The sequence below is a fragment of the Herminiimonas sp. GW821-FHT09C12 genome (genome assembly GCF_059416385.1).
On sequence record NZ_JBWKPC010000001.1, the window covers coordinates 1,069,513 to 1,094,755 of the forward strand.

Annotated in this window: 25 protein-coding genes; 13 read left to right on the forward strand and 12 right to left on the reverse strand. The window is 52.2% G+C overall.

Annotation, left to right across the window (positions count from 1 at the left end; translation table 11 throughout):
• Position 1: 1 nt before the first annotated feature.
• The 5 genes from AC07N2_RS05060 (at position 2) to AC07N2_RS05080 (ending at position 5,528) form a co-directional block, all read left to right on the forward strand.
• A complete protein-coding gene (locus tag AC07N2_RS05060) occupies positions 2–1,588 on the forward strand; it encodes an ABC transporter substrate-binding protein (RefSeq protein ID WP_494778116.1) in 1,587 nt (528 codons plus the stop codon).
• 62 nt (positions 1,589–1,650) lie between these two features.
• The gene (locus tag AC07N2_RS05065) at positions 1,651–2,628 is read left to right on the forward strand and encodes an ABC transporter permease (RefSeq protein WP_494777289.1); all 978 of its coding nucleotides are present in this window, start codon (positions 1,651–1,653) and stop codon (positions 2,626–2,628) included.
• Entirely contained in the window at positions 2,628–3,536 is a 909-nt protein-coding gene (locus AC07N2_RS05070) for an ABC transporter permease (RefSeq protein WP_494777290.1), read from the forward strand. Before AC07N2_RS05065 ends, AC07N2_RS05070 begins: the two co-directional genes overlap by 1 nt.
• Positions 3,537–3,538: 2 nt before the next feature.
• Positions 3,539–4,528, forward strand: coding sequence for an ABC transporter ATP-binding protein (locus AC07N2_RS05075; protein WP_494777291.1), 990 nt, complete (start codon positions 3,539–3,541; stop codon positions 4,526–4,528).
• Positions 4,521–5,528 carry an ABC transporter ATP-binding protein gene (locus AC07N2_RS05080; RefSeq protein WP_494777292.1) on the forward strand — a complete coding sequence of 336 codons (1,008 nt, stop codon included), beginning with the start codon at positions 4,521–4,523 and terminating at the stop codon, positions 5,526–5,528. The genes AC07N2_RS05075 and AC07N2_RS05080 overlap by 8 nt, the downstream gene beginning before the upstream one ends.
• Positions 5,529–5,532: 4 nt before the next feature.
• On the opposite strand, the gene AC07N2_RS05085 is transcribed toward AC07N2_RS05080, so the two are convergent.
• Positions 5,533–6,756, reverse strand: coding sequence for a DUF418 domain-containing protein (locus AC07N2_RS05085; RefSeq protein WP_494777293.1), 1,224 nt, complete (start codon positions 6,754–6,756; stop codon positions 5,533–5,535).
• Between the two features lie 97 nt (positions 6,757–6,853).
• Positions 6,854–7,759 carry a YihY/virulence factor BrkB family protein gene (locus AC07N2_RS05090; protein ID WP_494777294.1) on the reverse strand — a complete coding sequence of 302 codons (906 nt, stop codon included), beginning with the start codon at positions 7,757–7,759 and terminating at the stop codon, positions 6,854–6,856.
• A gap of 206 nt (positions 7,760–7,965) precedes the next feature.
• Between AC07N2_RS05090 and AC07N2_RS05095 the strand changes: the two genes are divergently transcribed.
• The 3 genes from AC07N2_RS05095 to mdoH all read left to right on the forward strand — a co-directional run bounded on the left by AC07N2_RS05095 (position 7,966) and on the right by mdoH (position 12,711).
• Positions 7,966–8,292 (forward strand): hypothetical protein, encoded by a 327-nt coding sequence (locus AC07N2_RS05095; RefSeq protein WP_494778117.1) that lies wholly within the window; start codon positions 7,966–7,968, stop codon positions 8,290–8,292.
• 319 nt (positions 8,293–8,611) lie between these two features.
• Positions 8,612–10,147: a glucan biosynthesis protein G gene (locus tag AC07N2_RS05100; RefSeq protein WP_494777295.1), complete on the forward strand. Its 1,536-nt coding sequence runs from the start codon at positions 8,612–8,614 to the stop codon at positions 10,145–10,147.
• Positions 10,147–12,711, forward strand: a complete 2,565-nt coding sequence (mdoH, locus tag AC07N2_RS05105; protein ID WP_494778118.1) for a glucans biosynthesis glucosyltransferase MdoH — start codon at positions 10,147–10,149, stop codon at positions 12,709–12,711. The genes AC07N2_RS05100 and mdoH overlap by 1 nt, the downstream gene beginning before the upstream one ends.
• Here mdoH and AC07N2_RS05110 read toward each other — a convergent pair.
• The 8 genes from AC07N2_RS05110 to AC07N2_RS05145 form a co-directional block, all read right to left on the reverse strand.
• Positions 12,685–12,915, reverse strand: coding sequence for a hypothetical protein (locus AC07N2_RS05110; protein WP_494777296.1), 231 nt, complete (start codon positions 12,913–12,915; stop codon positions 12,685–12,687). The genes mdoH and AC07N2_RS05110 overlap by 27 nt on opposite strands.
• An 86-nt stretch (positions 12,916–13,001) precedes the next feature.
• A complete protein-coding gene (locus tag AC07N2_RS05115; RefSeq protein WP_494777298.1) occupies positions 13,002–14,954 on the reverse strand; it encodes a sensor histidine kinase in 1,953 nt (650 codons plus the stop codon).
• 204 nt (positions 14,955–15,158) lie between these two features.
• Complete coding sequence (locus tag AC07N2_RS05120; RefSeq protein ID WP_494777299.1) at positions 15,159–15,386, reverse strand: hypothetical protein; 228 nt, start codon at positions 15,384–15,386, stop codon at positions 15,159–15,161.
• Between the two features lie 55 nt (positions 15,387–15,441).
• Entirely contained in the window at positions 15,442–16,350 is a 909-nt protein-coding gene (locus AC07N2_RS05125) for a pseudouridine synthase (RefSeq protein WP_494777300.1), read from the reverse strand.
• A complete protein-coding gene (trhO, locus tag AC07N2_RS05130; protein ID WP_494777301.1) occupies positions 16,347–17,180 on the reverse strand; it encodes an oxygen-dependent tRNA uridine(34) hydroxylase TrhO in 834 nt (277 codons plus the stop codon). The genes AC07N2_RS05125 and trhO overlap by 4 nt, the downstream gene beginning before the upstream one ends.
• Positions 17,181–17,299: 119 nt before the next feature.
• Positions 17,300–18,379, reverse strand: a complete 1,080-nt coding sequence (locus tag AC07N2_RS05135; protein WP_494778119.1) for an AI-2E family transporter — start codon at positions 18,377–18,379, stop codon at positions 17,300–17,302.
• A gap of 201 nt (positions 18,380–18,580) precedes the next feature.
• Positions 18,581–19,840 carry an oxalate/formate MFS antiporter gene (gene oxlT / locus AC07N2_RS05140; RefSeq protein WP_494777302.1) on the reverse strand — a complete coding sequence of 420 codons (1,260 nt, stop codon included), beginning with the start codon at positions 19,838–19,840 and terminating at the stop codon, positions 18,581–18,583.
• A gap of 429 nt (positions 19,841–20,269) precedes the next feature.
• Positions 20,270–20,779 (reverse strand): HPP family protein, encoded by a 510-nt coding sequence (locus tag AC07N2_RS05145; RefSeq protein ID WP_494777303.1) that lies wholly within the window; start codon positions 20,777–20,779, stop codon positions 20,270–20,272.
• A 155-nt stretch (positions 20,780–20,934) separates the two neighbouring features.
• On the opposite strand from AC07N2_RS05145, the gene AC07N2_RS05150 reads away from it, so the two are divergent.
• The 5 genes from AC07N2_RS05150 to AC07N2_RS05170 all read left to right on the forward strand — a co-directional run bounded on the left by AC07N2_RS05150 (position 20,935) and on the right by AC07N2_RS05170 (position 23,867).
• On the forward strand, positions 20,935–21,513 hold the full coding sequence (locus AC07N2_RS05150; RefSeq protein ID WP_494777305.1) for a TetR/AcrR family transcriptional regulator: 579 nt from the start codon (positions 20,935–20,937) through the stop codon (positions 21,511–21,513).
• A gap of 249 nt (positions 21,514–21,762) precedes the next feature.
• Complete coding sequence (locus AC07N2_RS05155; protein ID WP_494777306.1) at positions 21,763–22,137, forward strand: COG4315 family predicted lipoprotein; 375 nt, start codon at positions 21,763–21,765, stop codon at positions 22,135–22,137.
• Between the two features lie 31 nt (positions 22,138–22,168).
• Entirely contained in the window at positions 22,169–22,675 is a 507-nt protein-coding gene (locus AC07N2_RS05160; RefSeq protein WP_494777307.1) for an RNA polymerase sigma factor, read from the forward strand.
• Entirely contained in the window at positions 22,672–23,472 is an 801-nt protein-coding gene (locus AC07N2_RS05165) for an anti-sigma factor family protein (RefSeq protein ID WP_494777308.1), read from the forward strand. Before AC07N2_RS05160 ends, AC07N2_RS05165 begins: the two co-directional genes overlap by 4 nt.
• Before the next feature lie 47 nt (positions 23,473–23,519).
• Complete coding sequence (locus AC07N2_RS05170; protein WP_494777309.1) at positions 23,520–23,867, forward strand: GFA family protein; 348 nt, start codon at positions 23,520–23,522, stop codon at positions 23,865–23,867.
• A 43-nt stretch (positions 23,868–23,910) separates the two neighbouring features.
• Here the strand turns inward: AC07N2_RS05170 and AC07N2_RS05175 are convergent, their stop codons facing one another.
• Together AC07N2_RS05175 and AC07N2_RS05180 are read right to left on the reverse strand one after the other, a co-directional pair.
• Positions 23,911–24,828: a pirin family protein gene (locus AC07N2_RS05175; protein ID WP_494777310.1), complete on the reverse strand. Its 918-nt coding sequence runs from the start codon at positions 24,826–24,828 to the stop codon at positions 23,911–23,913.
• An 18-nt stretch (positions 24,829–24,846) separates the two neighbouring features.
• Entirely contained in the window at positions 24,847–25,239 is a 393-nt protein-coding gene (locus tag AC07N2_RS05180; RefSeq protein ID WP_494777311.1) for an OsmC family protein, read from the reverse strand.
• Positions 25,240–25,243: the final 4 nt, after the last annotated feature.

The following is a 25,243-nucleotide window of genomic DNA, read 5'->3' on the forward strand; positions in this document are numbered from 1 at the left end:
TATGCTCGGCTTCAAACGAAAAAATCTATCTACGCTGGCTTTGGTCGGCGCGCTCGCATTCTCGACGAATCTGATCACGCATGCTGCACTGGCTGCTGATCTGAAAATCGGTTTGGCGGCAGACGTTTCTTCGCTGGATCCGCATTATTTGAATATCGCACCCAACGTCGCTTTCTCTTCACAGATTTTTGATGCGCTGATTAATGTAGATGCGAACGGTAAATTAGTGCCGGGTTTGGCAACTTCATGGCGTGCAGTGGATGCAACGACCTGGGAATTCAAGTTACGGCATGGCGTGAAGTTTCACGACGGTTCTGATTTCACTGCCGAAGATGTGGTGTTCTCGCTGGATAGACCTGCCAAGCTGGTCAACAGTCCCGGCCCTTTCACTGCCTATACAAAACAAATCGTCGCCAAGAAAATTGTCGATCCGTACACGGTACGTCTGACTACCGCTGCGCCGTATGGTCCATTGGCCTTGGACGTGAGCACAATTTTCATCGTATCGAAGAAAGCAGCAGAGAAAGCCAGTACCGACGATTTCAATAGCGGCAAAGCCTTGATCGGTACCGGTCCTTATAAATTCCTCAGCTTCAAACGTGGCGATCGCATCGAAGTCACGCGTAATGCTAACTACTGGGGCGGTAAATCGGATTGGGACAAAGTCACCTTCCGCATCATAACCAACTCGGCACCACGTATGGCCGCATTGTTGTCCGGCGACGTTGATGCCATCGAAAGCGTACCGACTGCCGATCTGGCCAAGCTCAAAGCCAATCCGAAATTCAGACTCGAACAGCGCGTGTCATGGCGCACGATATTCTGGGAAATCGATCAATCCGAAAAAGGCACGCGTTACGTGACCGACAAAGCCGGCAAACCATTGCCAAGCAATCCACTGAGTGATGTGCGTGTGCGTCAGGCGATTTCAAAGGCAATCAATCGCCAAGCCCTGGCTGATCGCACTATGGAAGGCTTGGCCGTACCGGCATCTAACATCGTCTCGCCGGGCATCTTTGGCTACAACAATACCTTGAAGGTCGAGGCATATGATCCGGAAGGCGCGAAGAAATTGCTGGCGGAAGCCGGTTATCCGAATGGTTTTGCACTGACTTTGCATGGTCCTAACGATAGATACATCAATGATGCGCAAGTGGTGCAGACAGTAGCGCAATTCTTGAATCGCATTGGTATCCAAACAAAAGTGGAAACCTTGCCGCTGTCGGTTTACTTCAGCAAGGCACGCACTGGCGAGTTCAGTGTCGCTTTGCTCGGCTGGGGCACGCTGGCTGGCGACTTCGGTTTGCGCACCCTGGTTGGCACTACCAATCCTGATACTGGTTGGGGCAGCTGGAACTGGGGTAAATACAGCAATCCGGCAGTAGATAAATTGATTGCATCGTCGCTGGCTTCAGTTGATCAAGCCAAGCGCGAAGGTTTTGCGAAAGATGCAGCAGCAGTCGCGTTGAAGGATTACGCAGTCGTGCCTTTGCATCATCAATATGCAACCTGGGCAATGCGCAAAGGCTTGAAGTACACTGCGCGTATCGATGAATTCACCTTCGCACATCAGTTTCACCCAGAATAAATCCCGCGTGCAATTGCATAAGCTGGCAGCCTGCGCTCGCCAATTGGTGAGCGGAGTGCATCATGTTTGACTTCATCCTGCGCCGCCTCGGACAAAGCATCATCGTGCTGGGCGTGATGTCTTTATTGGTCTTTGTCGGTGTCTACGCCATCGGCAATCCTATCGATATTCTGCTCAGTCCCGACGCCGATCAGTTTGAACGCGCGCGTACCATCGCGGCATTCGGACTCGACCAGCCCTTGTGGCAGCAATATTTCATCTTTATCCAGCATGCATTAAGCGGTGATCTCGGACGCTCGTTTGCGTTCGGGACACCGGCTTTGGCCTTGATACTTGAGCGCTTGCCGGCGACGCTGGAACTAGCCGTCTGCGCCATCGTAATTGCCATCGTACTGGGCATTCCACTCGGCTTGTGGGCGGGTCTGCGTCCGCATAGTTGGACAGGTAAAAGCATCATGGCGGTTTCCATACTCGGATTTTCGCTGCCGACGTTTTGGGTAGGTTTGATGTTGATCATGGTGTTCGCGGTGCAGCTCGGCTGGTTGCCAGCCAGCGGGCGCGGCGAGACGACTTTGCTATTTGGTGTGCCGGTCAGCTTCCTGACGCTGGATGGCTTGAAGCATTTATTGCTCCCGGCTTTTAATCTCGCGCTATTCAATATTGCATTGGTGATACGACTGACGCGTGCCGGTGCGCAGGAAGCGCTGCTGCAGGATTACGTCAAATTCGCGCGCGCCAAAGGTTTGCGCAATAGCCGCATCATCGGTGTGCATGTGTTGAAAAATATTCTGATTCCTATCGTTACCGTGATTGCCTTGCAGTTCGGCTCCATCATCGCTTTTGCCATCGTGACTGAGTCGGTATTTGCATGGCCGGGCATGGGCAAGCTGATTATCGATTCGATACGCGTTCTTGATCGACCAGTGATCGTCGCTTATCTGATGCTGATCGTTACCTTGTTCATTTTTATCAATCTGGTGGTCGATGTTGTGTACTCGTTGCTGGATCCACGCGTACGTTTGTCGGATGCGAAGGCTTGATGATGGAAAGCACGCTCACTTCCGCACCGATAGAAACGCCGTTCAAGCGTTTTACGCGCAATTTCTTTGCCAGCAAGGTAGCGACGCTGGGCTTCATCTTGTTGATAGTTATCGTATTGGCGGCGATCTTCGCTCCTGTCATCGCACCGCAAAATCCTTACGATTTATCGCAGATAGACATTATGGATTCGCGGCTGGAGCCGGGTCAGCAGAATGCTGATCACAGCTTGACCTATGTGCTCGGGACTGATGAGCAGGGACGCGATATGTTGTCGGCGATTCTGTACGGTGTGCGTATTTCCATCATCGTTGGCGTAGTCAGTACGGCGATTGCGTTGGTGATAGGTTTGACGCTGGGTTTGTTTGCCGGTTACTTCGGCGGTCGGATTGAAAGTCTGATCATGCGTGTGGCCGATATCCAGTTGTCGTTTCCACCGATTTTGGTGGCACTGATACTGCTGGCCTTGATGGGACCGGGCATAGGAAAAATCATCATCGCCTTGGTCGCTGTGCAGTGGGCGTATTACGCAAGGACTGCGCGCAGTGCCGCGCTGGTCGAGCGCAAGAAGGAATATATAGAGGCTGCGACAGGATTGGGTTTATCGCCACTCCGCATCGTCTTCCATCATCTGCTGCCTAATTGCTTGCCGCCGTTGATTGTGATCGCGGCACTTCAGGTGGCATCCGCCATCTCGCTGGAAGCGACCTTGTCCTTTCTCGGTATAGGTTTGCCGGTCACCGAACCTTCGCTCGGTTTGCTGATTGCGAATGGCTTTAACTACATGATGTCCGGCAAATATTGGATCAGTGTTTTCCCCGGTATTGCTTTGCTATTGACGATAGTCGCGATCAATCTGGTCGCCGATCAATTGCGCGATGTATTGAACCCGCGCTTGCAAACACAATGACCATGACGACCACTCCAACTTTGACCGTAAAAAATCTGCAGATGCATTTTTCTGCGCGCGATGGCGTGGTGAAGGCGGTTGAGGATGTGTCCTTCTCGGTCGCCCCGGGACAGATCATGGGTTTGGTTGGCGAGTCTGGTTCGGGTAAATCGATGACTGCGTATTCGATCATGGGTTTGATCGACGCACCGGGCAAGATCGTAGGCGGCAAGATACTGCTGAAAGATCAGAACTTGCTGGATCTATCGCCGGAAGCCATGCGCCGCGTGCGCGGTAATCGTATCGCGATGATTTTTCAAGATCCGATGATGACGCTGAATCCAGTCTTGCGCATCGATACGCAAATGATGGAAGCAGTGTTGGCGCATCAAGATGTGAGTAAATCAGCTGCGCGAGAAATGGCACGCGATGCCTTGGCCAGAGTTGGTATCGCTTCGCCGGATGAACGTTTGCAGGCGTATCCGCATCAATTTTCCGGCGGCATGCGTCAGCGCGTTGCGATTGCGACCGCTTTGTTGAACAAGCCTGATCTGATTATTTGCGATGAGCCGACGACGGCACTCGACGTCACTATACAAGGACAGATTTTGTATGAGATGCAAAAGCTGTGTCGTGAATCCGGCACCGCTTTGATCTGGATTACGCATGATTTATCCGTGATTGCCGGTCTGGCAGATGCGGTGTGTGTCATGTATGCCGGGAAAATCGTAGAGAGCGGTAGCGTGCAGCAGGTATTGGAACAGGCACGCCATCCTTACACCTATGGTTTGATTGCATCGTCGCCATCCAGAAATAAAGTCGGCGAGCCGTTGCGCCAGATTCCCGGCATGACACCATCTTTATTGAATTTGCCTTCTGGCTGCGCCTTCCGCACACGTTGTGAACGCGCAACGGCAGAATGCGCACACACGCCGCCGTTATCGATACACGGCGAACATGCATTCCGTTGCTTTCATCCAATCAAGCAAGTGGCCGAGGTTGAGCATGGATGAGATAGTCCCACCTTTGCTGGAGCTACGCGACGTCAGCAAACGTTTCGTCAAGCCACTCGATGCCGCCGCCAAAGTGGCGAAACTGTTCGGTGCCCAGCGCACGGAAGAAGTCGTGCATGCGGTCGATCACGCCAACCTGTCTATCAATTCCGGTGAAGTGGTCGGTCTGGTCGGCGAATCTGGTTGCGGCAAATCGACGCTGGGCCGCATGGCGGTTGGTTTGCATACGCTGTCGTCTGGTACGCGTTACTGGCAGGGCGAAGACCTGGCGCAATTGAGCGTTGCGCAAAGACGGCAGAAGCAATTGGCGATGCAGATGATTTTTCAGGATCCGTATGCCTCGCTCAATCCGCGCATGCGCATACAGGACATCGTCGGTGAAGCACCGCTGGCGCACGGCATGATTACAGCCGCGCAGCAAAAAGACTATGTCGCAGGTTTATTGCAAAAGGTTGGACTCGATCCAGCGCTGGTGCGACGCTTCCCGCATCAATTCTCTGGTGGCCAGCGTGCGCGTATAGGCATCGCACGCGCCTTGGCAGTCAAACCGGAATTGCTGGTCTGTGATGAAGCGGTTGCCGCACTGGATGTATCGATACAGGCGCAAGTGTTGAATTTGTTTATTGAATTGCGCAATGAACTGAATCTGACTTATCTATTCATCAGCCACGATTTGGGCGTGGTGCGGCATGTATCGGATCGCGTCATCATCATGTATCTGGGGCGTATCGTAGAGTCGTCGCCGACGGCAGAATTGTTCGCGGAACCTAATCATCCGTACACAGTTGCCTTGCTGGCTTCCGCACCCAAGCTGGAAGTGAAGAAGATAGACTTCGTCGCCGTCAAAGGTGAAATCCCATCGCCGCTGCATCCGCCTTCAGGTTGTCACTTCCATCCGCGTTGCCCGCATGCGATGCCACGGTGCAGCGTCGAGCAACCTTTGTTGAAGGAAATTGCGCCGCAGCATTTCTCTGCCTGCCATCTGAACGATGGCACTTAATTTGTCATGCCTTTGTTGCGCTCTTGTTGATATAGCGCCGCGATAACATTTCCAACGGGCCTTGCGTATATTGCGACAGCCACCAGCGACTGAACAACAGTTGCAAGAACATGAGGCCAAACGCAATCGCCAACCATCCAGTCGGTGGCCATTTCGCACCCAGGCCAAAACCGAAGCCTTGTATCAAAATGCTGCATATCAGCGATTGCATCAGATAGTTAGTCAGTGCCATTCGGCCTACCGGTGCGAGCCATTTTTCCAGAAAATGCGTCACTCCCTGGCCTGCAAGCATGACGGTTGCGACATAAGCTGCAGCCAGACAGGAGCCGCCGATTGGCAACCACGCATACATCAGGAAAGAATAGATGGAAGGATGCAAGGGATCGATAGCTTCGGATAACACCAATGTAGCCCAAGCCAGATTGAATGGTATGCCGATGGCAAAACCTATCCACTGCGTACGACGCCAGAATGTCGTGTGTCGCCACGGTTGTGTCAGCCAGCCACGACGCACCGACATGACGCCCAGCAAAAACAGTACGGCGATATGCGGCAGGATAAATAAGGATTGTGTCGTGACGGAGACGTAATCACTTATGCGCTGTACCGCTATGCTGAAAAAATTGCCGTAGGTATAAATGGCGCGTGAAGACTCAACGGCAGAGACAGCACTTTTTCCCTGTTCGAGTAAATCATTCAGATTGACTACTTGAATACTCAACACAAAATTGACGATTACAAATCCAAAAAACACGCAGGCCCAGATACGTAGATGACTGCGTATCTTGCGCAGACGTGCATTGGCCAGACCCGCCAGTACCCAGAAGCCGGCAATGGCATAGACAGTCAAAATGTCGCCAAACCAGATCAGTACGCCGTGCAAGATGCCGCACACCAGCAGCCAGCGCAGTCGGCGTCTGTACAGTCGTTCCGCATCGCTCCAGCGGCCGAGATTTTGCTTGACCGAGCGGGTAATCAATACAAAGCTGGCACCAAACAGGAAGGCAAAAATCGGATAAAACTTTTGTTCTGCGAAAAAAGAAACAAAGGCAACGGACAGTACATCGAAGAGTGATGCAGTTGCCGGCAACACGCCGTAACGCAAGCTCTCGAAGCCCCAGATGAAGGACCATACATTGACGAGCAAGATGCCGAATACGGCAATGCCGCGCAAGGCATCGATGCGTGCCGAGCGAGAGGGTTGAGGCAGGCTGGAAGTGTCGGTCATGTTTGCTAAGTAAGTGCAGCTTTGGCGATGCTTGTTCATCGCACGGGCAGATATAGGCTACGGAATTTACGTAGCCTATAGCATTGAAAGAGTGATTTTATTCCGAGACGGGATTGTTCGTTGCTACGCTCATGTTTGCAGCGGACTTCACTTGTGAGCCATGTCGTTGTGCATAGACCCAGGTAAATTCCGCACCGAGCAAGAATATCTGTGCCGAATAATAAATCCAGGCGAGCAAGACAACCAGTGAGCCGGCCGCGCCGAAGCCGGAAGCCATATTGGTTTTTCCCAGATAGAGGCCGATCAGGAATTTACCTACCGTGAACAGCAAAGCGGTCACAACAGCACCGACCCACACATCACGCCACGGAATATAAGCACTCGGCATGAATTTATAGATCATCGCGAACAAGCCGGTGATGACGGCGAAGGATACAGCCAGATTCAATACCTGTAAGACGATAGTCCAGCCACCCAGCACATTGCCCCACCATTGACCCAGAGCCGCGAGCGCGGCACTCAGGATCAGTGAAATCAAGAGCATGAAGCCGAGGCCCATCACCATGCCGAAGGACAGCAGGCGTGTGCGCAGGAATTTCCAGAGGCCGCCGCCTTTTGTTTCAGCCGGGACTTTCCAGATACGATTCAGTGCGCTTTGCAATTCGCCGAACACGGCGGTTGCACCTATCAGCAAGGTCAGGGTGCCGAGCGTGGCGGCGACGATGCCTTTGCCCGGTTCGCTGGCAGATTTCAGCAAGCCTTCTACGGCGGCTGCACCGGTATCGCCCACCATATCGCGCAATTGCATGACGATTTCGCCCTGCGCAGTGGTTTGTCCAAAAAAGAATCCGGCAATGGCGATCACGATGATCAGCATTGGTGCAAGGGAAAAGATGGTGTAGTAGGCCAGCGCGGCACCCATGCTGGGCGCGAAATCCTGTATCCAGGCTTGCACTGCATCTCTGGTGAGGAACCAGGCTTCTTGCAGATAGTTTGTTTTCATTATTGGCATCGCTTTCTGCGTGGGACGACAATCAATTTTCATCAGTGTCGTTGATGCGGTTTTTCTGGAATTGTACCGATAGTTCGTCCGCAGTGCGTCAATCATCGCGGTGGCATGGGACTTGCAGCGAAATAACAGGGAGGCGAAGGAAAATGTTGTGGCCTGCTATGCTGAAGGCATCTTCCGTTTCACTATCCAGCATCGCCATGTCGCGTCGTCACCATCACCATGTTTATGTCGTTGAATTATCACCGGATGTGCTTTACGAAGCGCGCTTCAAGAAAGCAAATCCGGATTACATCGCGGGCAAGCCTTGCGTGTACGTCGGCATGACAGGGCTGGACCCGGATCTGCGCTTCGATAAACACAAGGCTGGCATACAGAGTAATCGCTATGTCGAAAAGTTCGGCCTGCGCCTGTTGCCCGAGCTGTATGCGGTGTACAACCCGATGCCGTATGACGCAGCGTGCGAGATGGAGGTGGAGTTAGGTATTGCCTTGCGTGAAGCGGGATATGGCGTGTGGCAGGCCTAAGGTCGAAAAAATGCCGGAAAAAAACATTTGAAGATGGAACCATTCGACTTTTTACATAGTCAGACCTGTTGCATAACTGTCATGCGCGAGAGAAAGATCAAGAGTCTGTGTAGAGCCATACGCACTTTTCGCTGAAGTTATCGTCTTTTGCCCGAACCATCCGGGGCGAAAGGTCAATATTGGCTTAATTCGTAAAGCCTTTTCAATGTACGACGGGTATTGCAACTGAGCGCGATACACGTCCTGACCCTGCACAAACATTTTGCAGCAGGGATCTGCTAGCTGGTATCGGTCGGATAGTTTGTTTGGATTGGAAATCATGTTTCGAAGTTTATTTACATTTGTGCGAGCCCCTCAGCGCATCGCGGTGCTGGTTTTTTCGTTTATTCCATGTGTCCATGCGCTTGCATTTGATTTCAATGATGTGGCAAAAAAGGCCAAGCAGCTGGCCACGACTTCTTACAAGGCCCCGCAAAAGAATATTCCCAAAGCGCTCGAGAATTTAAGCTACGCGCAGTATCACGATATTCAATTCAAGCCTGAAAGTGCTTACTGGCGCTCTGCCAAACTACCGTTTCAACTCAGCTTCTTTCATCAAGGTCGGCAGTACGATAGTCCCGTCCGCATCAACGAAATCAGCAACAATCGCGCACGTCCAATTCCCTTCGATCCGAGAGCCTTCAATTACGGCGGCAATAAACTCAGTGCGCAGGATCTGAAGCATTTGGGTTTTGCCGGGTTCCGTGTGAATTACGCGATCAATACGCCTAAATCCAAGGATGAGTTTCTGGTTTTCCTCGGTGCCAGTTATTTGCGTGCGGTCGGCAAGGGACAAGTCTATGGACTCTCTGCGCGTGGCCTGGCTGTCGATACCGCATTGAATTCGGGTGAAGAATTCCCGCGTTTCGTGGAATTCTGGGTTGAACGTCCTACGGCCAACAGCAAGCAATTGACGATTTATGCCTTGCTCGATTCGCGTCGCGTGACCGGCGCGTATCGCTTCATCGTCAGACCCGGTGAACAAACCGTGACCGAAGTGAAGTCGCAGTTGTATCTGCGTGAGAACGTCAGCAAGCTCGGTGTTGCACCGCTGACCAGCATGTATTTATTCGGCGAGAATCAACGCCCGACGTCCGACGACTATCGTCCCGAAGTGCATGACTCGGATGGTTTGTCGGTTCAGTCCGGCACCGGCGAATGGATATGGCGGCCATTGGTTAATCCCAAGCGTTTGCTGGTGACGTCATATAGCTTGAGCAATCCATCTGGTTTTGGCTTGATGCAGCGTGATGAAAGACACTCCAGTTATGAAGATCTGGCTGCACGTTATGAGGCGCGTCCGAGTGCCTGGGTGGAGCCGATAGGGAAATGGGGTTCCGGTAGGGTCGAGCTGGTGCAGATACCGACACCGGATGAAACCAACGACAACATCGTGGCCTATTGGGTGCCGGATCAGCTGCCCAAGCCGGGCGAGCCTATCAATATCGATTATCGCGTGTACTGGAACAAGAGTTTGCAGCAGCGTCCGCCCTTGTCCTGGGTGACGCAAACTCGGCGCGGTCACGGTTATACCAACAATAAAGCAGATGACAGCATTTCCCTGCTCATCGATTTTGATGGCCCGGCGTTGAAGAAACTGCCGCCGAATACAAAAATAGATATACGCGCATCGTCCGATGCGAATGGCGAAATATTGGAATCGGTGACTTCTCGCAACGAAGTCAGCGGAGGTTGGCGTGCGGCACTGAAGGTCAAGCGCATAGATGACAAGAAGCCGATAGAACTGCGCGGATTTTTGTACAGTAACAACACGACTCTATCGGAAACGTGGAGTTACATTCTGCCGGCGGATTGATGGACGCACCGCGCATCCCGACGCAATGTCGGCACTATCTCGATCATCTGTCTTTGCCGCAGGCTGAGCGCGTAGCGATAGAGGTGCAGCTTGAAGCAGCGCCGACTTTTTCTACGCGTGAGGCCATGACTGGTTTGCATCATGCCTTGGCTGGAAAGCATGCGAACCCAGACAACCCGGCGTTAGCTTCCGTTGCGGCGCGCGCGCGCTTGGCACTTGGTACGGCATCGCATGCCTTCAATACAGTCGAACCCGAGCAAGAACTCGGCGGGGCCGTAAGTGCAGCATTAAAAATTGCACCACCGATCAATCGTGTCTCTATGGTGCCGCAGCCGTGGGGAGCCTTGAATCCGCTCACACGCTGGTTTCAATCTCTGCGACGCCGCAATACAGATACAGAAGTGACATCTACTGTGCCCGTGGCGGATGCTGCACCGGCCAATGATGCCGCCAAAGGCGGCGCACGTCGCTTGACCTTGCTGTTCCTGATGTTGGGACAAACGGCCTTGGCAACGTATTACATGAGTAGCGTCTTGCCGTATCAAGGCAAGCAGCCGCTAGAGATGGCGATGCTGGCTTTGTTCGCCTTGCTGTTTTGCTGGGTGTCGGCTGGTTTCTGGACCGCGATGACAGGTTTCATTCTACTGGCGCGCGGTAAAGATCCTCATTTGATTTCAAAATCGGCAGTGGTGAATGGTCCCATTGCCGCCGATGCGCGCACCGCCATCGTGATGCCTATCTGTAATGAAGATGTGACGCGTGTCTTCGCCGGCTTGCGTGCAACGTATGAGTCGGTGCAGAAAACAGGTCAGCTGGATCGCTTCGATTTTTTCGTGTTGAGTGATAGTGGCAATAGCGATATCTGCGCAGCAGAAGTAGCGGCGTGGGCGGTGTTGTGCAAAGCGGTCGATGGTTTCGGCCGCATTTTTTATCGTCGTCGCCAACGTCGCGTGCGGCGCAAGAGCGGCAACATCGATGACTTCTGTCGACGCTGGGGCAAGAATTATCGTTACATGCTGGTGCTGGATGCCGATAGCGTAATGAGCGGCGATTGCCTGACCAAGCTGGTGCAATCGATGGAAGCCAATCCGGATGCCGGCATTATTCAAACTGCGCCACGTGCTGCTGGTCGCGATACCTTGTATGCGCGTATCCAGCAATTTTCCACACGTGTGTACGGCCCTTTGTTTACCGCCGGTCTACATTACTGGCAACTTGGTGAGTCGCACTACTGGGGGCATAACGCGATCATCCGGATGAAGCCCTTCATCGAACATTGCGCTTTGTCCTTGTTGCCGGGTAAAGGCCCATTCGCTGGCGAGATTCTGTCACATGATTTCATCGAAGCGGCATTGATGCGACGTGCGGGCTGGAAAGTCTGGATAGCCTACGATCTGGATGGAAGCTATGAAGAAATGCCGCCGAATCTATTGGATGAATTAAAGCGTGACCGTCGCTGGTGTCAGGGCAATTTGATGAACTTCCGTCTGTTCCTGTCCAAGGGCATGCATTCGGTACATCGCGCAGTATTTGTCACGGGTGTGATGGCGTATTTGTCGGCACCTTTGTGGTTTCTGTTTCTGCTGCTTTCCACCGGCATGTTGATGCAACACACTTTGGCCGAGCCGGTTTACTTCACCGAGCCGTGGCAGTTGTTTCCAACTTGGCCGCAATGGCATCCGGAAAAAGCGCTCGCACTCTTTAGTGCAACGGCGACCTTGTTATTTCTACCTAAGATATTGAGCGTTGTATTGATATGTATGCAGGGCGCTAAGCAGTTTGGTGGAAGTATGCGTTTGATATTCAGCATGTTCATTGAAATGTTTTTCTCAATGTTGCTGGCACCGGTGCGCATGTTGTTCCACACGCACTTTGTCATCGCCGCCTTCATGGGCTGGGCGCTGCGCTGGAAATCACCACCGCGTGAAGATGCAGAAACCAGTCCTGGCGAAGCGATACGCAAGCACGGTTTTCATACGCTGTTGGGTTTGACCTGGGGCGGCATCATCTTTTGGTTGAATCCGGCTTTTCTACCGTGGCTCTTGCCTATAGTCGGTTCGCTGGCAGTAGCGATACCAGTGTCGATCTATTCCAGCAAGGTTGTGAACGGCTTGCGCTTCCGCCGGAAGAAATTATTCCTGATCCCGGAAGAGGCTGAACCGCCAGTTGAGTTAACGGCTACAGTCGCGCATGTGAAAGCAGCGCCGCATCAAATGACGTTTATCGATGCAGTGGTCGATCCGCGCTTCAATGGCGTGATGTGTGCGAGTAGTCCTATCCACGCACATCGTTCGCCGATCGCGCAGCGCATGCGTGCCGAGCTAGTGCAGAACGCATTGTTGAATGGCGCATCCGTTTTGACCGATGGTCAAAAGAATAGCTTGCTGGCTGATCCGATTTTCTTGTCGCAGTTGCATCTGAATGTCTGGTCATCCGAGCAGGCGCATCCGGGGTGGTTCAAACATTTGCGTGAAACGAAAGAGAAAGAGCAACGCGTTTTACGACATGGCGGCCATAGCGGACGTGGTGCACTGACTTTAGAAGAAAGAGAACAGCCAGCTTAGTCCGAGTAGACAAAGTGCGATGGCGAAGATGGTCAGGAGTACGACGGGAATCAAGATGATGATGAAAATCAGGGATTGCAACAACACAGCTTTAACCGGTGCTTCGCTATGGCCCAGTCGATTGGCAATTCTCTCTGCCAGATAGGTGGAGAGTGGATTAACCATACTGGAAATGAAGCCGCCGATTGATTCCAGAGCCGCCATATGACTTTCTTGTGATTAAGCGATTTCTGCAATATAGCAGAGATTAATTTCCCCTCCAGGACTCATCTGTATTGCCGTTACTGTATCTATGCAAGTGCAGTAACGGCATTTTCATATGTGGATCCAGCCACACTATCCGATGGCAGGAAGATACGGAAGGTACTGCCGTCAGTCGCGGTATCCAGCAATTCCAGCGTCCCGCCATGACGCTCGATCAAATGGCGTGCCAGCGTCAAGCCCAGACCGGTTCCAGCCTGGCTAGCTGAGATACGTCCACGGTAATAGCGATTGAAAATTTGCTCACGTTCATCAGCTGCAATCCCGGGGCCGTTGTCTGCGACATCGATATGCCAGCCATGGGCTACTGGCTTCGCACGCAGGATGACCGTACTGCCGGCGGGAGTGTATTTGACGGCATTGCTAAGTAGCGTACTGATGATCAGGCGCAGGATATCGGCATCCGCACGTATTGGCGTTTTGACTTCCTCTGAATCGATCAGGAATTGGTGATTATCGGCAAGGGGCTTTGTCATATTGACTGCATCTTCCAACAGCAGATGCAAAGTAGTATCGACCGGCTGTATGCCATGAGCGAACATCTTCAGACGTTCGCTGCTTAGGTAATGAGTAAAGAGCGACGATAGTCTTTCCGTTGCGCGATGAATTTTTTCCAGACGTAGGGGTGCTTTGGCAGAGCCTTGCTCGCCTTCGCGTGTCATGTTCTGCGCAGCCGCATCGATGACGGCCAGTGGTGTGCGTAACTCGTGCGACACCATCGCAATGAATTGCTGCTGTTCTTCGTGCACGATACGTTCCTGCGCTAGCGCTTTTTCAACATCTTCCATCGCGAGCAATAAAGCTTGAGTACGTTCGGCAACCTGTTTTTCCAACTCGCGTTCTGAGCTGCGTACCATTTCGATGATGCGATTCTGAGCCGTTTCATTGGCTTCGCGCATGCGTTGATAACGCTTGGTGATCGCGTAGAAAACTGTCAGGAAAACCAGCATCGTGGTAACAGCTGTCGAATAACTCATAATGTCATTCGGAATGACGCCGCGTAGCACCAGGAATTGCAACATGATGGTGGCGAGCAAGGTGCTGCAGGCGATGAAGAAAGGTAGCCGCACTTCCATATTGCTACGCAGCGCATGCTTGATCAGAATCAAGAATCCCAAAGGTGCAGCCATGAAAGTCATGCCGAAGGAAAGCATGCTGATGCCGATTTCGAAATAACCCGACAAAGTGACGACGACGATAGCCAATGCATAGCTGCGCATAGACCATAGATAAATATTGGTCAGACGTGGGCGCAATTCGCGCATGCCGACGAAGCGGAACAGAAACTCGATGGACGTTACTAGAGCAGCCGTTAGTGCGAAGAAGCGTATGTAATTCAATATTTGCATGTAATTGGCACCGAAGGCTTCGCGTACCAAGCCTGCCGCCGGCAAGTTCATGAAGATGACGCATAAGACGTACATGGCAAATGAACGATATATACCATCGCGGATGGCTCGTTCAAGCCAGAGGCTGGTCAAGACCAGCAGGATGCAGATGCCGGTGCGTATGCCCCAGATGAATTCTTCTTTTGCCGTAGCGCGTGTGAAGGCGGACGGTTCCCACAGCACAAGATCCTTGGCCATGACTTGTCCGGTATGGACCTTCATATAGAAGGTGCGTGCCTGTCCATCGGTAAATTCAAGCTTGTAAATAGGATTGCGATAATCCGTCGCGCGCAAGGGCGCTATATCTTTACCGGCAGCATAGAACTGTAGATCGCTTGCGTTGTAGAAGGCCATTTGCTCGGCTGCTGCCGGCATTTGCAATTCCAGCCACCATTCTTGCGACTGTGTCGAGCTTGGTTTCAATGTGGCTCTCAACCAGACGGTATTGTTCCGGCCTATTTTTTGCAAGACATTAGGTCTTTGCTCGAAACGGCTGGTCATCTCCGGCTGCATCACATCTTCCAATGTCAGCTTTCCATCCGGATCGATCAGGCTTTCCACCTGCGATGACAGGTCTATGCGTTCATGATCCAAGAGTATCTCTTGGGCCAGAACGAGGGAGCTGCACAGTAGTAGCAGTAACGGCCATAGCCGACGAAGCGAGCGGAGCATAAGCATGTAGTAAGACCGATGAAGGGTTAAACCTGATAACGGTAGTAAAAGTGGCTTCTTGAACGCTCCGATTTTTCTATCGCGCTTTGCACCATGCGGCTTGATGCGGGAAATTAATCGTTTTCGTCAGAACCCTGCAGACAGCATTTGAAAGCTGAAGATAACCATACCAAACAGTGCGACTATGAGCAGCGTAATGGGGATCAAGATCAGGACGAAGGCGATACTTTTAATGACTACTTGTCTTACCGGTGATCCACTGCCGCCTATGCGGTCAGCAACTTTTTCTGAGAGCCAGCTTGCTAGCGGATTGATGAGCGTTCCGATAAAGCCGCCTATGGTGTCTAGTGACATCGATTTCCTTGGATAGTTGTGATCGTCGCAGTGCAACGAATTTTAAGTGCTTTTACTAAAACGATAAATTTTGCTGACTTTCGAATTGACGTAATTGCTGCGAAATTGGATCGGTAAAAGAAATGGTCTTTGCCAACAACTTTAATGGCTGACTGTAATCCTGTTCCGCGCCTTCATCTGGGTAAAGATGTGGATAAATTCTGTCATTGATGATTGGTATGCCAAGTGATGCCATATGCGCGCGCAGCTGATGTTTCTGGCCACTGACGGGTTCCAGCTTGTAGCGCGCCAACTTGCCTTGGACTTCCATCAATTCAATTGCGGTTTCTGCATTCGGCTCACCGTCGACTTCTTCCATTTTCATGAAAGCAGCGCTTTCAAGCAGGCGACTGCGATACGTGGTGGGCAAGATCAGATCGGCGCGATACGGCGCGATGGCTTCGTACTCTTTGCTGACGCTACGTTCGCGGAACAGGGTTTGATACAGATTGCGCGTGTGCGGTTGTATCGTGAAGAGCACGAGGCCGGCAGTTTCGCGGTCTATGCGATGCATAGGCGCCAGCGTATCTATGCCGAGTGAGCGTTTCAAGCGCACCAGCAAGGTTTCTTGCAGATAGCGGCCGGCTGGCGTGACAGGCAGAAAGTGCGGCTTGTCGACCGCGATCAGATACTCGTCTTGATACAACACGACTTCATCAAACGGAATGCGCGGTTCAGCCGGTAAGCTGCGGTAATAAAAAATCTTGCTGTGCGCCTGGTATGGGCTGGCAGGTGTCAGTGCCCGTCCTGCGGCATCAATCACATCACCACGCTGCATGCGTGCTTCCCATTCTGCGCGCGGAATCGCAGGGAAGTGTTCGACGAGAAAAGCAATGACGCTAGTCCACGTTCCGGCAGGCAGCGCGACGCTGCTGGGGCCGACGCCATCCTTGCTGGGCGGCGGTGGAATTTTGGCGGTGTTCACTCGCTGTCTGCGTCCAACCGTTTGGCGCGTTGTAAACGCCATTCCCAATCGGGCTCGCCACCGTACACATCTTCCAGCGTGGTGTCGGTTTCCTGCATTTTGGTATCGAGTGCAATGCGATTATCGAAGACGAAGCATTCGCCTTCCCAGTCTTTCTCTGCATCCGGCATCTCGAGGAAGTAATTCAGAATGCCGCCTTCGAGCTGATAAACCGGCACGCCCATATCCAGCATCCAGGCGCTGGTTTTTTCACAGCGTATGCCGCCAGTGCAATACATCGCGACACGCTTGCCGGTCGCTTGCCACTCTGGCACATGTTCTTCTATGTACTTGGGGAAATCACGGAAGTTATCGACGCCGGGGTCGACCGCATTCTTGAATTTGCCCAGCTTGAATTCAAAGCTGTTGCGATTGTCGATGACTACTACATCATCTTGCGCTATCAGCTCACGCCATTCTTGCGGACTGACATCTATACCGGTTTTGCTGATGGCATCGACATTGTCTACGCCGAGGAAAACGATTTCAGATTTCTTGTGCACCTTCATGCGGGCAAACGGTGCTGTCTTGCAGGCGCTGCGCTTGAAGACGATATTGCTGAATGCACCGTTCAGGCGTGGGTCCTTGCGCAGTGCTTGTTCGAAGTTGTCGAGTGCCGCTGCGTCGCCGGCCAATACGCCGTTGATGCCTTCGTCGGCAATCAAGATGCTGCCGAGCAGATCGTGCGTCAGTTCACGACAAACGGTGACAACGGCATCGGCGTCAGCCAGTTTGGCAAACTTGTAAAAGGCGATGTGGAATTGCTCTGCGGCTGGGGATATCGAATTCATAGCGCGAATTGTCGCAGAAATTGCGCTGCATGGCTGCTGATGACAAGCAGACAAGGCGTTTGCAGACGCCATTAAAAAAGCCGGCATTTAGCCGGCTTTGCCATTCGTTTGAGCAAGCTTTAGTCTGGTCGGTGCAATTTTTCCGCTTCCTGTTTCTGCTTGCCGGAAGAGAAGATGTCCCACAGCGTCATGAACAGGGCGGCAATCACCGGTCCGATCACAAAACCGTTCAAGCCCAGCAAGGCCATACCGCCGACGGTAGAAATCAGCACGACAAAGTCAGGCAGTTGCGTATCTTTGCCGACCAGAATCGGGCGCAGGATGTTATCCACCAAACCGATGACGAGTACGCCAAACACGATCAGCGTAACGCCTTGCCAGACTGCGCCTGTCAGCAAGAAGTAAACCGCGACTGGCACCCAGATCAGGGCGGCACCGACGGCTGGCAACAAGGAAAGGAAGGCCATTAACACGGCCCACAGCAATGCGCCTTGCACGCCGAGGAACCAGAATGCGATACCACCGAGTGCGCCTTGTACTGCAGCAACAATCACATTGCCTTTGACCGTTGCACGGATGGCTGTTGTCAGATTATTGAACAATGTGCGTTTGTGGTCGGGGTTCAAGGGTGCGGCTTGTCGAATGCGATTGGCGATCTTGTCACCGTCGCGCAAAAGAAAGAACAGCATGTACAGCATGATGGTAAAGCTGACCAGGAAGTTGAATGTATTCTGACCAATGCTGATGGCTTGCTTGGTGATGAATTCGCTACCTTGCACGGCAGCCGTCGTGATTTTTGCCTGCAAGGTGGCGACGTTGGTCAGACCGAATTTATCCATTTGGGTAACGACCCAGCTCGGCAAGGCAGCGACAACTTTTTCAAAATAGGCGCCAAAGTTGATTTGCCCTGAACGGATGTTGTTATACAAGTTCGACGCTTCATGCACCATGGAAATGGAAATCAGAATCAGCGGAAGAATGACCAGCACCAGACAGATGCCCAATGTCGCCAGTGCGGCGAGATTGCTGCGCTGATTCATTTTAATCAGCATCTTGCGATAGAACGGTGAGAACAGAATCGCCAGTACAGAAGCCCAGAATACCGCGCCGTAGAACGGCAATAAAATTCCGATGAATGCGAACGAAAAGGCAATCAATAGGGCCAGGAAAGTCTTTTGCTGGATTTCTGAATAATTCATGGATTCGATCGCCTTGTGAGCGTTACGCATATTGTTGTCGCTCATGCTACCCGAAGTCGTGCAGAAAGTGAGCGTGTTGGCTCACATAAGGGCAGAGCACCAGGTTCTTGCCAGCGCAAGCAGGCGTATCAGTTAGAGAAATTACAGACAAAAAAAGACCGGCCTAAGCCGGTCTTGAAGAGGTACAACCAATGAAATCGATTATTCAGCGACAGCTGGTTTGCTCATGTGTTTAGCGCGCATTGGTTTCAATACGAACCAAGCCATCAGCGCTGCAGTTGCATTCAGTGCACTAGCAACTACGAACACTGCGTACCAGCCGCCGGTTGCGGTTGCCAATACTGCTGACAGTGGAACCAGCAACGAAGCAGTACCTTTAGCTGTGTACAGCAAGCCAGCGTTAGCTGTTGCGAATTTGCTGCCGAATGTATCTGCGCAAGTCGATGGGAACAAGGAGTAGATTTCGCCCCATGCAAAGAACACGATACCGGTCAGGATAACGAATGCGATTGGGTTGTGGCCGTAGTGGAACAGAGCCAGGATACCAACTGCTTCGATAGCAAACGCGATGAACATGGTTGGTTCACGACCGATTTGATCCGATACCCAGCCGAAGAATGGACGGGTCAAGCCGTTCAATACGCGGTCGATAGCCAGAGCGAAAGTCAGTGCTGGCAAGGTCAAGCCCATCATGCTGACTTGAACGTCGAACACTTTAAAGTCACGAGCGATCGAACCCAGTTGAGCAGTTGCCATCAGGCCACCAGCTGCAACCATCACGAACATTGCATACATAACCCAGAAAACTGGTTCACGCAGAACTTCGCTTGGTTTGTAATCGCGTTTGGTTTGTTGAACGTTTGCAACTGCATCGCCTTTTTTGTGCTCAGGAGCACGGCTCAGGAACAATGCAACCAGAACCACGATGATGCCTTGGCCGATACCGAAGTACAGGAACGCATCTTGGTAGCCGCGAGTAGCGATCATTGCCGAGATAGGGATGATGGTGACAGCGGAACCAGCACCGAAGCCAGCAGCGGTCAAGCCAGCTGCCAGACCGCGACGATCCGGGAACCATTTCAACGCGTTACCAACGCAAGTACCGTATACAGCGCCAGCGCCGATACCGCTGATAACAGCAGCAAAGTACAACATAGCGAGGGAATCAGCGAACGAGTTGATGAACCAACCCAGACCGCACAATACGCCACCGACGATAACTACAGGACGTGGGCCGAATTTATCAACGAACCAGCCTTCGATAGGGACCAACCATGTTTCGGTCAGAACGAAGATAGTAAATGCAACTTGAATCGCAGCGCGGCTCCAGCCGTGTTTAGCAGCGATAGGATCGACGAACAGCGTCCAACCGTATTGCAAGTTTGCAATCATCGCCATAGCGACGATACCCAAAATCAATTGTATCCAGCGATATGACGCAGGACGTTTAATTTCACTCATATTTGCCTTCTCTCAACTCTCAAGTATGAAAATGCACGTCACGTTTGTTCGGTGCCCTCGTTGCAATAAACAACGGATGATTCATTTCGATCATTTGAAACCATGGTCATCTGTCAGAAAAGTTGGTAACCGATCTGAACTTGTGCGCACGGCTCGTGTTTATTTAATTCAACGACGCTACTATCCGAGAATGGCGGGCGAGTTGCTATACCTAAAGTTAAGAATATGAGATATTCAGATTGTGGATATCACGTATTCACGCGGCGATAAAAATTGTGAATTGTGGATACCACGTAAGGTCTCTGTGGATACTACGTACAAAATGCGCGGATCGACTTTTGGCCGTGCATGAATATATGGCTGCATCGCTAGCCATATATTCAAATCCGTTGGGAAATCAGGCAGGTTTGAGACTATACAAAGATGGCTTTACATCCAGTATTTTGGATAGGAACGGTCTTTGGGAATATTGTTGAAAACAATAGCCACGATGACCACTATCACACTGCCGATCAAGGTCGGTGTCAGCAGAAAACTCCAGGCAGGCGCAGCCAGCATAACAATCACCGGATTCGAGCCGGCCGGTGGGTGTACAGTACGAGTTAGTTGCATTACGGCAATAGCGGTGCCAACAGCTAATGCCATGCTCCACCAGTGCGGGCCGAACAGCGTCAGAAAGAGCAGGCCCGATAGTGATGACAGGAAGTGGCCGGCAATGACATTGCGTGGTTGCGAGAATGGACTTTCAGGAAAGCCGAATATCAATACGCAGCTTGCGCCGAAAGAACCAAGCACCAGAGGCAGGTGGCTGATATCGGTGGCGAGTGCGACTGCCGAGATGGCAAGGAAGCCGCCCAGCCAGGAAATTGCGATATGCCGCAATGGTGCGCGCGGTGGTACGGCAGTGCCGCCGCGCATTTTCGATAAAAATGTATTCATGAATGACTCGCTAGAAAAGTTGAACATGAATCGTGCCTGGAGCCAGCTTTCCCCGATTGCATCCATGCAGGCTGGGCTTGATTCTCTTGAAATATACAGACAGATCTGTATAGTAACGATGTTGGCAATGATCTGCAACAAGCGCTTTGCAAACGATGATGCTTAGAACTACAGGTGAAATGATGTTGGATAAACGAGAAATACTGGTGAAGAAGGCGATGGAACTATTCGCGCAAGGTGGATACACGGGTGTGGGTATAGATCGCATCATTGCAGAAGCCGGTATCGCGAAGATGACACTCTATAAGTATTTCCCGTCGAAGTCGGACCTGATTCTGGAAGTTTTGAATCAGCGAGATACCTTCTTCCGTACATCACTGATGAACTACGTTAATCAGCAAGAGGGTCTGCCGCAAAAGATACTGGCGCTCTTCACCTGGCACGATCAATGGTTCAAGCGCAAAGACTTCAATGGCTGCATGTTCATCAATGCAGCTGCTGAATTTCATAACCGCAAGGATCCCATCCATCAAGTTGCCGCTTTGCACAAGCAACTGATCATCGACTACATAGCAAGCTTGCTGCTGGAGACGCACGGTACAAAAGCCGGGAAATTGGCATCACAGATCAATATCCTGCTGGATGGCGCCATTGATGCCGCCCATCTCACCGGCAACCCGAATGCTGCGATGGAAGCGTGGGAAGCCGCGCAATGTCTGGTCGATCACCGTTAATCCAGCGCAATCCCGCATCTGACCTGCACGATTGCACGCAGAAGGTGTAACTTAGCGACAGCAATGTGCCAGAGCGGATAAATATTTTCGATTCGATGGAATAAATCAGCCGTGCCATCGTTTACCTCAATGTCAGCGCATTGTCGTGCGTATTGTTTTTTCTGACGTAAATGACTCAAGCCGGTAGAGACGTATATTTATGACGTCCTTTTATCGACTTGCCACTCTTCATCGAAAAGGAATAAGAAAATGAAACTCTCTCATCTCGTACTGTCTGCTGCTGCAGTCTTGTTCATGTCTAGCACTGCTTTCGCACAAAACGTTCCACTCAAGAAAGCCGACGGCATTCTGGTAACGGCTACAGGCATGACGGTTTACACCTTCGACAAAGACGTTGCAGATAGCGGCAAGAGTGCTTGTAGCGGTCCTTGCGCTACCGCATGGCCAGCAGTTTCTGCCGGTAATGCCAAACCAGCCGCACCTTATTCCGTGGTGACGCGTGACGATGGTACTGCGCAACTTGCTTACAAGGGCAAGCCTTTGTATCTGTTCGCTTCCGACAAAAAAGCAGGTGATCGTACTGGCGATAACTTCAAAGACATCTGGCACGTCGTCAAGGATTAATACTTAAGTAATCGCTGCAGCGAAAATTGCCATGCAAGATGAACGCGATCGTCTAGTCGCCTGCATCCCGCGCCTGCGTCGTTACGCCCGTGCCTTGATCGGTGATCGCACGGGTGCTGACGATCTGGTGCAGGACACGATGGAGCGCGGCTGGAAGAAACTGTCTTCATGGCAACGCGGCAGCGATATGCGCGCCTGGTTGTTCGGCATCATGCACAACCTGCATATCGATCAGGTACGTCGTCCATCGGTAGCAACCGAGGAGTTGGATGACGATACGCCGATGCCGGCAACACATCATTCTCTGACTGACGGTTTGGAAATGCGCGATCTTGAATCGGCATTACGTACCCTGCCGCCAGAGCAGCGCGAGATTTTATTACTGATCGCGCTGGAAGAAATGAGCTATGACGAAGTTGCGGCAACCTTGGGTTTACCGCTGGGCACCGTGATGTCACGTCTATCACGTGCGCGCCAAAAGTTGCGTGCACAAATGGAAGGGCGATCAGTCGTATCGCTATTAAAGGTAGTCAAATGAATCAGCTCGCTGTGACTGAAGCAGACTTGCATGCCTACGTTGACGGCTTCCTGAGTGAAGCGCGACGTCAGGAGGTCGACGCTTATCTGGCCGCACGACCAGAAGAGCTGGAGCGCATCAATACGTATCGCGAACAAAACGAAGCCTTGCGTTTGCTATTCAAGCCGGTGCTGGATGAGCCGGTGCCGGCGCGGTTGACTTCCGGTTTGACGAGCTGGACGACGCAGTTTGGTCGTTATGCCGCAATGCTGGCAATTGCAGTCGCCGGTGGTATCGGTGGCTGGATGTTGCATGGCGCAACGCAAACTAACAATATGCTGGCGCAAGCAACAGATAGTCGTTTGCCTGTGCCGCTCAAGGTGTCGACGCTGGCGCGGCAGGCTGCTGTGGCGCATAGCGTGTACAGCCCGGATGCGCGGCGTCCGGTAGAAGTGACTGCGGATCAGGAAGATCAACTGGTAGCCTGGTTATCCAAGCGTACGGGTAGTCCTATGCGTCCGCCCAAATTGGGCAAGCTCGGTTATGAGTTGATCGGTGGTCGCCTATTGCCAGGCGAAAGCGGACCGGTGGCGCAATTCATGTATCAGGATGGTTTGGGGCAACGTTTAACGCTGTATGTCTCGACCGACCAAGCGCAGAACAAGGACACTGGTTTTCGCTTCGCGCAAGAAGGTGCGGTGAATGTGTTTTACTGGATAGATGGCAAGTTCGGCTATGCCTTGTCGGCTGGTATCAATAAAGGCGAGTTGGCCAACATCGCCCACGCGGTGTATGAGCAATTGGACAAAGCACAGTAATGGCGCGAAGATGTCTGCTGAATAATTAGAATATTCAGGAGATCAAGATGCTTTATCAAGGATCGTGTCATTGTGGCTTGCTGAAATTTGAAGCCGAAGGCGAGCTGGAACAAGTCATAGACTGCAATTGTTCACATTGCAGCCGCAAGGGTTTTCTGCTCTGGTTCGTGCCGCGTGCACAGTTGAAAATCACCAGCGGTGAAGGCAAATCAACTGTCTATAAATTCAACAAGCACAAGATAGAGCATCACTTCTGCCCAACCTGTGGCTGCCAGACGTTTGGTTTCGCCAAGGATAAAGACGGCAATGAGATGGCGGCAGTGAATGCGCGCACTCTGGAGAATGTCGATCTTGCCGCATTGAAGAAATACCCGTACGACGGCAAGAGCGCTTAAAAATCTGCGTTCCAAAATCCTGGCAGCTCCTGCCGTGCAGGATTTACGGATAGCCGATAGGCTTGCCTGGTAGATCCGGCAGCGGGATAAATTCGGTTTCACCCGGCACTGCAGCAAAGCGCTGCAGCCGCCAATCTTCCTTGGCCTGTTCCAGCCGCTCGATTGAGCTGGAAACAAAATTCCACACCAGATAGCGCGAGCCATCCATAGGTTCGCCGCCGAGCAGCATCAAGCGTGTTGTGCCCGGACCGGCGTTGCGCAGCGTGACTGCAGTCTTGGTTTTCAATACCAGCAATTGACCGGCATCGAACACGCCATCGCGACCCAGATCAAGCTTGCCTTCTACGATATAGATCGCTTGTTCCGGATATTCAGCCGGTACATCCAGCCTCGCACCGGCTTGCAGTTGTACATCGACATAAAACAAATCCGACAAGGTCGGCACCGGCGAGCTCTTGCCGAAAAAGCTGCCGGCAATAATCTTCGCAGAAGCACCGTCACCTTCGATGATCGGTAATTCGTTGGCCGCAGTATGGATAAAGCTGGGCGCGATTTCTTCGTATTTTTTTGGGAGTGCAACCCAGCATTGCAGACCGGCTAGCGAAGAGCCGGTTTTACGCAAATCGCTGCCGGTACGTTCGGAATGCACGATGCCGCTGCCGGCCGTCATCCAGTTGACTGCGCCCGGTTGTATGGTTTGTATCGAACCGACGCTGTCGCGATGTTCGATTTCACCTTCAAACAGATAAGTGACGGTGGCCAGGCCGATGTGCGGATGTGGTCGCACGTCCAGCCCACGTCCGGCCGCGAACACGTGCGGCCCCATCTGGTCGAGGAAGACGAAAGGACCGACCATGCGCTTTTGCGAAGTGGGCAAGGCACGCCGTACTTCAAAGTTGTCGCCGAGATCGCGCGTACGCGGGATGACGACGGTTTCCAGTGCGCTCAGGTCGGTATCCATATCTACCCCAGACTTGGTTTAGTTGGCTTGCGTAATGATCTTGATCTCGCCGGACAGTGCTTTGTGTACCGGGCATTTATCAGCGATCTTGTTCAGGCTGTCTTTTTGTTCAGCGCTCAGATTGCCATGATAGTGCAGGGTGCGATTGAATACATAGACACCGTCTTGTTCAGCTGCGACCACGGTTACATCGACTTTTTCCAGCGGGAGCTCTTTGCGGCCAGCATACATATTCAGCGTAACTGCTGTGCAAGCGCCGAGTGCGGCAGCCAGCAAATCGTGGGGGACAAAGCCTGCATCGTCGCCGCCAAAAGCGGACGGCGCATCAGCGATCAATGTGTGTGGACCGGCTTGGACGATCTGTTGCAGCTTGCCTGCGCCTTTGGTTACTTTGATTTCGGTTTGTGCCATCTGT